Source organism: Sphingomonas sp. Ant H11, assembly GCF_000797515.1.
GTDB lineage: Bacteria > Pseudomonadota > Alphaproteobacteria > Sphingomonadales > Sphingomonadaceae > Sphingomonas.
In genome coordinates this window covers 1-8,917 of sequence record NZ_JSBN01000130.1, presented here as the reverse complement: position 1 = coordinate 8,917, position 8,917 = coordinate 1, and the positions used below count along the sequence as shown (strand labels likewise).

Below are 8,917 nucleotides of genomic sequence, written 5' to 3'. Positions count from 1 at the left end.
GCGCAGGAGGCACCGGACGCGCATGTCCTTGGGCCGACCAGCGGCCCGCGCAGCGTGCGCGTGGCCGGGCCGGTGGCGGTGTTCGGGATGGGGCTGACGGCTGCGGGATGGTCGGCAATGATCGGGGCCGACGCATCGACGATGCTCAACCGTGTGATCGATGCAGCGCCGCTGTTTGGTGCGGCGCGGTTGCAGGGGGTTGCCGACGCTTTGCGCGAATCGCCCGGTGTCGGCCCACGGGTGGGGATTTGCGAGGCACTGGTGCGCGACCTGTTGCATAATGTGGACCCGCATTATGCCGATTTCATCCGCCACGTCGATGCGTGGCTGGCGGGCAGTCCGTCGCCGGAAATGGAATGTCTGATTGCGGCGACGGGCTTGTCGCGTCGCCAGATCGAGCGGAAGTGCAATATCCTGTACGGCGCGCCGCCAAAGGTGCTCGCCCGCAAATATCGCGCGCTGCGCGCGCCGGTGGCGATGCGTGGGGGCGAGGAAGGTGTCGCCGATGCGATCGACCGCGGCTTCTATGATCAGTCGCACATGATTCGCGAGGTTAAGCATTTTACCGGCCTTACCCCGCGCCAGATCCGGGCCGATCCCGGTCTGCTGTCGCAATTGACCATTTTGCACCGGAGCGCGCTGGGCGGGGTGGTCAGTCCGCTGATCAGCGAAACATAGCGCCATGCGCGCGCCGCCTTGGGCGGCCGTGCAACCAGGGGTTGACCCGCGCCGCTACTGCGCCCATTTGCAATCGGACAGAATTAATCCGATTGGAGCCGATGCGTCTTTCCAGCCTTGCCGACTATGCCGTCGTAATGATGTCCGCCGCCGCGCGACATTGCGGCAGCGCGGCCAAGCTGAATGCGACGACGCTGGCCGACGAGACTGGCCTGCCGCTGCCGACGGTGCAGAAATTGGTCAGCCGCTTGTCGGCGGGTGGCCTGATCGAGAGCACGCGCGGCACCGGCGGCGGCTTCCGCCTGTCGCGCCCGGCAGCGGCGATTTCGCTGGCTGAGATCATCGAGGCGGTCGAAGGTCCGATCGCTTTGACCGCCTGTGTCGAAGAAGGCCGCCACGACTGCGCGCTGGAAGGCGACTGCCGCGTCAAGCCGCACTGGAACGCCGTCAACGGCGCCGTCCGCGGCGCGCTCGACGGCGTAACGCTCGCAAGCCTGTCGAGGATGCCAGCATGACGCCCCAGCCGCGCGCAGCGCGTTTTATTTTCTCATCTTCTTCGTGTCTTCGTGTCTTCGTGCGAGCAGAATTTTCTCGCACAAAGCCGCAAAGGCACAAAGAGGTTTTGTAGCCGCTGCGCGGCAAGGACTGCATGATGGCCACCAAGAACGCCGAAGCCTATGAAGCCGCGAACAAGTCGTATGAATGGGGTTTCCATTCGGACATCGAGCAGGACTTCGCGCCCAAGGGGCTGAGCGAGGATACCGTCCGCTTCATCTCGGCCAAGAAGGGCGAGCCCGAATGGATGCTCGACTGGCGGCTGCAGGCGTACCGTTTGTGGCTGACGCTTGAGACGCCCGATTGGGCCAAGCTGCAGATCGACCCGATCGATTATCAGGACGCTTATTATTACGCCGAGCCCAAGGCCAAGCCCAAGCTCGGCTCGCTCGACGAAGTCGATCCCGAAATCCTGCGCGTCTATGAAAAGCTCGGCATCCCGATCGAGGAGCAGAAGATGCTCGCCGGGGTCGAGGAGCTTGGCGAGGACGGCCAGCCCAAACGCCGCGTCGCGGTGGACGCGGTGTTCGACAGCGTCTCGGTCGCCACCACCTTCCGCAAGGAACTGGAAAGCGCGGGCGTCATCTTCCGCTCGATCAGCGAGGCGATCAAAGAATATCCCGACTTGGTGCGCAAGTGGCTCGGCAAGGTCGTGCCGCAGCATGACAATTACTTCGCAGCGCTCAACTGCGCGGTCTTCAGCGACGGGACCTTCGTGTATATCCCGGAGGGCGTGCGCTGCCCGATGGAGCTGTCCACCTATTTTCGCATCAATGCCGAGAATACCGGCCAGTTCGAACGCACGCTGATCGTCGCCGATAAGGGGGCCTATGTCTCCTATCTCGAAGGCTGCACCGCGCCGATGCGCGACGAAAACCAGCTCCACGCCGCCGTGGTCGAACTGGTCGCCTTGGACGATGCCGAAATCAAATATTCGACCGTGCAGAATTGGTATCCCGGCGACGAGAACGGCAAGGGCGGGATCTACAATTTCGTCACCAAGCGCGCGCTCTGCCAGGGCCGCAATTCCAAGGTGTCGTGGACCCAGGTCGAGACCGGCAGCGCGATCACCTGGAAATATCCGTCCTGCGTGCTGAACGGTGAGAATTCGGTCGGCGAATTTTACTCGGTCGCGGTGACCAACAACCGCCAGCAGGCCGATACCGGCACCAAGATGATTCACAATGGTAAGGGCAGCCGCTCGACGATCGTGTCGAAGGGCATTTCGGCGGGCCGTTCGGACAACACCTATCGCGGGCTGGTGCGCGTGGCACCCGGCGCGGAGGGCGTGCGCAACTTCACCCAGTGCGATTCGCTGCTGCTCGGCGACCAATGCGGCGCGCATACCGTGCCCTATATCGAAGTACGCAACCCGTCGGCGCAGATCGAGCATGAGGCGACCACCTCGAAGATCAGCGACGACCAGATGTTCTACGCGATGCAGCGCGGGCTGGATCAAGAGGCGGCGGTGGCGCTGATCGTCAACGGCTTCGCCAAGGAAGTGCTCCAGCAACTGCCGATGGAGTTTGCGGTCGAAGCGCAGAAATTGCTGGGGATCAGCCTTGAGGGGTCGGTCGGATGAGTTTGTCGCCGCAAGACTATGATCGGCGCACCGACTCCCCTCCCTTCAGGGGAGGGGCCGGGGGGTGGGGCCTCTCCGCCGAGTACCTAGCGGCGTTGCAAAAGCGCGCCGGAGAAATGCGCCGTAACCCGACCGAACCCGAGAAACGTCTCTGGCGCGCGCTGTCCAACGGCCAGGCGAACGGCCACAAATTCCGTCGTCAAGCCGTCATCGGCCGCTACATTGCCGACTTCGTCTGCCCGCAAAAGGCGCTGATCGTCGAAGTCGATGGCGATACGCATGATGAAGCCAAGGACCGGCTGCGCGACGATGTGCTGGCGGGGTTGGGCTTCCGCGTGCTGCGGGTATCGAACCACGATGTGATGGCGAAACTCGAAGGGGTCTTCGATGCGGTCGTGATCGCGCTGGCACAGGCGTCGGATCGCTGGGAGAGGCCCCACCCCAACCCCTCCCCTGAAGGGGAGGGGCTAGACGCGGTCGAGGCGCAGAAGTTGTTGGGGATCTCGCTTGAGGGGGCGGTGGGGTGATGGAGGCCGCTCGCCTCAAACGCGCGCGGTGGCGGCTTCGTGCCTACTTCATTGGGAGCGGCATCATTATGGCGTTCCTATTTCTGTTACTCGCCGAGGGCGTGATCCGGTTCTTTGGAGTCGAAGCCACCAACTATCTGGCGACACTAGTTTTTGCCGCAATGGTAATGGCCGGCGGAACCTACGCGATCATCTACTTTAGCGCTGTTGTCGTTCACGTCGCGCGACGTCGGCTCAACAAGCAGCCAATCATGGAAACTGAAGACTAACGATGCTTAAAATCACTAACCTCCACGCCGAAATCGACGGCAAGGAAATCCTCAAGGGCCTCTCGCTCACCGTCAATGCGGGCGAGGTCCATGCGATCATGGGGCCGAATGGTGCTGGCAAGTCGACGCTGGGCTATGTGCTCGGCGGGCGGCCCGGTTATGAGGTGACGGCGGGCTCGGTCGAATTCGACGGCAAGGATTTGCTCGCGCTCGCCCCGCACGAACGCGCCGCCGCTGGCCTGTTCCTCGGCTTCCAATATCCGGTCGAAATCCCCGGCGTGTCCAACGTGCAGTTCCTGCGCGAGGCATTGAACGCCCAGCGCAAGGGCCGCGACGAAAAGCCGCTCTCGGGTGCCGAGTTCCTCAAGTTCGCGCGCGCGCAGGCCGATGCGCTGAGCATGGACCAGGACATGCTCAAGCGCCCGGTCAATGTCGGTTTTTCGGGCGGCGAGAAGAAGCGCAATGAGATGGTGCAGATGGGGCTGATCGACCCCAAGCTCGCAATCCTCGACGAGACCGACAGCGGGCTCGACATCGACGCGCTGCGCATCGTCGGCGAGGGTATCAACCGCATCATGCGCAAGCCCGAGAAAGCGGTGATCCTCATCACGCACTACGAGCGCCTGCTGAGCTATGTCGCGCCCGATTTCGTGCATGTCCTCTCGGCCGGCCGGATCATCCGTTCGGGCGGGCCGGAACTCGCGGCGGAGCTGGAGCGCGAAGGCTATGCCGGGGTGGTGGCGTGATCGCGCTCGCCCTGGCGCTCGCGGTGCAGGGTACGCCGCTGCCCGCCGAGGAGCCTGACATCGTTGTGATCGGTCGTCGGCTTGCCGCGCTGTCGGTACGGGTGGGGCGCGATCCGCAGGGGCGCTTTACCTGCGGCCTCAGCCAGTCGACCGGGAATGCTCGGCTCGATGAGCAATTGTGCCGGACTGCGGCGAAATGCGTCAAGACCGGTGCGATCGATCAGGGAGCCGCTGCCGCCTGTATCGATCGCCGCAAACCCGCCTTGCTTGAAGGCGTGCGGCGGACCTTGGCGGCAGGGGCGCGGCCATGACGCTCGCTCTCCCCACGCGTCGCGATGAATCCTGGCGGTATAGCGATCTCGAAGCCGTCGCCTCGGTCTGGCCCGTGCCTGCCGCCGAAGTGATCGACGTTCCCGCTGGCGAGTCGATCGCGCGCGTTATCGTGCAGGATGCCGCGACCGATGCCGTGGCGATCCGCGATTACCGTGTGATCCTGCGCGAAGGGGCGTCCGCAACCTTCCATGTGCTCAACACCGGCGGCAAGCTCGGTCGCGTGACGATCGATGTGACGTGCCATCAGGGTTCGCATTTCGAACTCGGCGGCGCGATGCTCGGCGGGGGCGAACAGACGCTCGAACTCGTCACCACGCTCAACCATATCGAGCCCAATGCCACCTCCAATCAGGTCGTGCGCTCGGTGCTCGGCGGGCGGGCGACGGGGTCGTATCTCGGCAAGGTCGCGGTCGCGCGCCATGCGCAGAAGACCGATGCGTCGCAGTCGGTCAAGGCGATGCTGCTGACGCGCACCGCCACCGCCAATGCCAAGCCCGAGCTCGAAATTTTCGCCGATGACGTGAAGTGCGCGCATGGCGCGACCGTCGGCGAACTCGATGCCAATGCGCTCTTCTACCTCGCCTCGCGCGGCATCGCCCCGCCCGAAGCCAAGGCGATGCTGCTGCGCGCGTTCATCGGCTCGGTGTTCGAGGAGATTGAAGACGCCGCCGAACGCGACCGCGTGGAAGCGGCGGCGCAAGCGGCATTGGAGCGGATGCTGTCTCTCCCTCTCCCGTTGGGAGAGGGAAGGGGCCCATCGCGCAGCGATGGGAAGGGTGAGGGTGGCTTATGACAACCGCGCTTGCTCACACCCTTCCGTCGCTTCGCTCCTCCCTCCCTCTCCCGTGGGGAGAGGGAACAATATGACCGCCCCCGCTATCCACCTGTGGCGCCTGCTCAAATGGGGCCGCATCCTCGCGCGCCACGGCGCGCTCTCGGGCATCGAGCGCGACCCCAATACGCCGACGCCGGTGCGTCGCCTCGCGCGGATCGCACGGATCGGTGCGCGCGTGCCCGCCGTGCCGCGCTATGCCGATGCGTTTCAGGCGATCGGCCCCGCTGCGATCAAGCTCGGCCAGACGCTGGCGACGCGGCCCGACATTGTCGGCGAGGCGGCGTCGAACGATCTGATGCGGCTGCAGGACGCGCTGCCGCCCGTGCCCTATGACACGATCCACGCCGCGATGACGCGCGCGTTCCAGCGCGATCCGGCGGAATTGTTCGCCTCGATCGATCCCGTCCCGGTCGGTGCAGCCTCGATCGCGCAAGTCCATCGCGGGGTCACCACCGACGGCCGCACCGTCGCGATCAAGGTGCTACGCCCCGGCGTCGAGGAAGATTTCACCCGCGCGATCGACACCTATGAATGGGCGGCGGCGCAAGTCGAGGCGATGGGCGGCGAACTGTCACGGCTGCGCCCACGCCTGGTGATCGAGACGTTCAAGCGCTGGACCGCGCGCGAGCTCGATTTGCGGCGCGAAGCCGCCTCCGCCTCCGAACTCGCCGATGCGATGACCGCCGAGCCCGATTTCCTGGTGCCCAAGATCGATTGGCAGCGCACCACCGGCCGTGTGCTGACGCTCGAATGGATCGACGGGATCAAGCTGTCCAACCGCGCGGCGCTGGTCGAAGCGGGCTATGACATGCAGGCGCTGGCCAACACCCTCGTCCACGCTTTCCTGCGCCAGGCGATCGCCGAAGGCTTCTTCCATGCCGACATGCACCAGGGCAATCTGTTCGCGCTGCCGGGCGGCAAGATCGCCGCGATCGACTTTGGCATCATGGGCCGGATCGACAGGCGCGCCCGCGTGTGGCTGGCCGAAATCCTCTACGGGCTGATCACCGGAAACTATAAGCGCGTCGCCGAAATCCATTTCGAGGCGGGCTATGTGCCGCCGCACCACAATGTCGCCGAATTCGCCACTGCGCTGCGCGCGGTCGGCGAGCCGATGCGCGGCATGGCGGTGAAGGACATGTCGATCGGCATGATGCTCGACGGCCTGTTCAACATCACCCGCGATTTCGACATGCAGACGCAGCCGCATCTGCTGCTGCTGCAAAAGACGATGGTGATGGTGGAAGGCGTCGCGACCAGCCTCGACCCCGACATCAATTTGTGGGACGCCGCCGCCCCGTTCGTGCGCGAATGGATCCGCACAGAACTCGGCCCCGAAGCGGCGGTCGCCGACCGACTGGTCGAGGGCTTCCGGACCCTGTCGCGCTTGCCCGATCTGGTGCGCAACATCGAACGGCGTTTCCCCAATCCGCCCGGAGCCCCGCCCGAGCCGCCGCTCAAACACATCGAAGTGCTGCGCGTCGGCGGCGGCTGGCGGTATGCGCTCGTTGCGCTGGTGAGCGCGGGGGCAAGCCTGGGCCTTGGGTGGGTGCTCTGGGGGTGAAGGACGCCACGCCCCTGTGGCTCGCCAAGCCTTCCAGATTTGCCGGGGTATCGCTCCAGAAGGCCCGTATCGGCCTGGCGCTACTCGCGCTGCTGTTACTCGCGACCTTGCTGGCTTTGGCGAGCCCCGGGACACCGTCGATCGACCATGACCCGGCCAATCGCGGCGAAGATCAAGCCGATGTCGTGCGCTATGAGACGATTGTCCAAGGGATGCGCGGCGGTGGCGGTTATTATCCGGTGACCGCCCAAGCGCTCCGCGCGGGCGATGATCCGATGCGCCCCTTCCTCACCTTCCGCCTGCCGACGCTCGCGGTGGTACAGGCCGCGCTGCCGCCCCCCGTCACCATGCTGCTGCTCTATGCGCTGGTCGCGGGAGTGGTGTTCGCCTGGTATCGACAATTGCGGTCGGCTTTTGCCCGTCCGGCAGCGGTGTGGGTCGCGATGGCGTTGCTGGCGGGGGGGCTGATCGCCTTCGTGCAAGCCGACCTCGCCTGTTTTCACGAGATTTGGGCGGGATTGCTGATCGCACTGTCGCTCGCCGCGCGGCGCGAGGGCAAATGGATCGAGGCGGTCGCGATCGGGCTGATCGCGATGCTGATCCGGGAAAGCGCTGCGCTCTACGTCGGTATCATGGCAGTGTTCGCCTTTGCCGAGGGCCACCGCAAGGAAGCGATCGGCTGGACATCGACGCTGGGGGTGCTGGCGATCGTACTCGCGCTCCACGCTCACGCCGTGTCGCTGGTGGTACGGGAGACCGATCCGGCTCTGTCGGGCTGGCCCGGCCCGCTGGGTTTCGGCTTTTTCATCACGACGATGCAGCTTTGGACGGTGTTGAGCTTGGCTCCCTTGTGGTTCGCCGCGCCGGTCGTCGGGCTGGCACTGTTCGGCTGGGCTGCGTGGAAGAGCGAACTGGCGTTGCGCGCGCTGGCCGTGTTCGCCGGTTATGCCGCGCTGCTGGCTCTGTTCGGGCGCGCCGACACCTTCTATTGGGGGCTGATGGTCGCGCCCACGCTCCTGATCGGCCTTGCCTTTGCGCCCGATGGCGTGCGCGATCTGATCGCGCGCGCGCAGGACCCGCGCCGCAAGATTACCGTGACGCGGGTGGTGCGATGAAGATTCTGCTGATCGTCGGCGGCGGCATTGCCGCCTATAAGGCATGCGAGCTGATCCGGCTGTGCCGCAAGGGCGGGATCGCCGTCAAATGCGTGCTGACCGATGGCGGCGCGCATTTCGTGACCCCGATGACGCTCGCCGCTTTGTCCGAAAACCAGGTCCATACCAGCCTGTGGGACCTGAAGGACGAAGTCGAGATGGGCCATATCCAGCTCAGCCGCGAGGCCGATTTGGTCGTGATCGCGCCCGCCACCGCCGATCTGATGGCGAAAATGGCGGCGGGCATCGCCGACGACCTGGCCACCACATTGCTGCTCGCGACCAACAAGCCTGTGCTTGCAGCACCCGCAATGAACGTGCGGATGTGGCAGCACCCGGCAACGCAGCGCAACGTCGCCACGCTGCGCGGCGATGGCGTGACCGTGCTGGAGCCCGATGAAGGCGCGATGGCGTGCGGCGAATATGGCCCCGGTCGCCTGCCCGAGCCCTCGGCGATTTTCGCGGCGATTCGGGCGGCTTTGGCTGCGTGACCGCGCTTCACATCCTAGTCACGGCCGGCCCCACGCATGAGCCGATCGACCCGGTGCGCTACCTCGCGAATCGCTCCTCCGGCAAGCAGGGCTTTGCGATTGCCGCCGCGCTGGCCGCGCGCGCGCGCGGGTGACGCTGGTCGCGGGGCCGGTTGCGCTCCCCACGCCCGGGGTGACGCGCAC

General features: G+C 65.4%; 10 protein-coding genes and 1 pseudogene. All 11 read left to right on the top strand.

Going from position 1 to position 8,917, the window contains the following annotated elements; genetic code table 11:
• Window positions 1–678: helix-turn-helix domain-containing protein (locus NW75_RS19060; RefSeq protein ID WP_033966870.1), on the top strand; the 678-nt coding region annotated here is incomplete at its 5' end.
• A 101-nt stretch (window positions 679–779) separates the two neighbouring features.
• Window positions 780–1,193, top strand: a complete 414-nt coding sequence (locus NW75_RS19055; RefSeq protein WP_010407504.1) for an SUF system Fe-S cluster assembly regulator — start codon at window positions 780–782, stop codon at window positions 1,191–1,193.
• Between the two features lie 137 nt (window positions 1,194–1,330).
• The gene (sufB, locus tag NW75_RS19050) at window positions 1,331–2,815 is read left to right on the top strand and encodes a Fe-S cluster assembly protein SufB (protein ID WP_033966878.1); all 1,485 of its coding nucleotides are present in this window, start codon (window positions 1,331–1,333) and stop codon (window positions 2,813–2,815) included.
• Window positions 2,812–3,342 (top strand): endonuclease domain-containing protein, encoded by a 531-nt coding sequence (locus tag NW75_RS19045; protein WP_081988837.1) that lies wholly within the window; start codon window positions 2,812–2,814, stop codon window positions 3,340–3,342. Before sufB ends, NW75_RS19045 begins: the two co-directional genes overlap by 4 nt.
• Window positions 3,339–3,611: a hypothetical protein gene (locus NW75_RS19040; protein ID WP_126849271.1), complete on the top strand. Its 273-nt coding sequence runs from the start codon at window positions 3,339–3,341 to the stop codon at window positions 3,609–3,611. Before NW75_RS19045 ends, NW75_RS19040 begins: the two co-directional genes overlap by 4 nt.
• A gap of 2 nt (window positions 3,612–3,613) precedes the next feature.
• Complete coding sequence (sufC, locus tag NW75_RS19035) at window positions 3,614–4,357, top strand: Fe-S cluster assembly ATPase SufC (RefSeq protein WP_033966866.1); 744 nt, start codon at window positions 3,614–3,616, stop codon at window positions 4,355–4,357.
• The gene (locus NW75_RS19030) at window positions 4,354–4,668 is read left to right on the top strand and encodes a hypothetical protein (RefSeq protein ID WP_033966864.1); all 315 of its coding nucleotides are present in this window, start codon (window positions 4,354–4,356) and stop codon (window positions 4,666–4,668) included. The genes sufC and NW75_RS19030 overlap by 4 nt, the downstream gene beginning before the upstream one ends.
• Complete coding sequence (locus NW75_RS19025) at window positions 4,665–5,483, top strand: SufD family Fe-S cluster assembly protein (RefSeq protein WP_231565325.1); 819 nt, start codon at window positions 4,665–4,667, stop codon at window positions 5,481–5,483. The genes NW75_RS19030 and NW75_RS19025 overlap by 4 nt, the downstream gene beginning before the upstream one ends.
• Window positions 5,484–5,553: 70 nt before the next feature.
• Entirely contained in the window at window positions 5,554–7,089 is a 1,536-nt protein-coding gene (ubiB, locus tag NW75_RS19020) for a 2-polyprenylphenol 6-hydroxylase (RefSeq protein WP_033966856.1), read from the top strand.
• Window positions 7,086–8,204: a hypothetical protein gene (locus NW75_RS19015; RefSeq protein ID WP_231565324.1), complete on the top strand. Its 1,119-nt coding sequence runs from the start codon at window positions 7,086–7,088 to the stop codon at window positions 8,202–8,204. Before ubiB ends, NW75_RS19015 begins: the two co-directional genes overlap by 4 nt.
• A pseudogene (gene coaBC / locus NW75_RS19010) lies at window positions 8,201–8,917 on the top strand (bifunctional phosphopantothenoylcysteine decarboxylase/phosphopantothenate--cysteine ligase CoaBC); the annotation flags it as partial. The gene NW75_RS19015 and the pseudogene coaBC, both read left to right, overlap by 4 nt.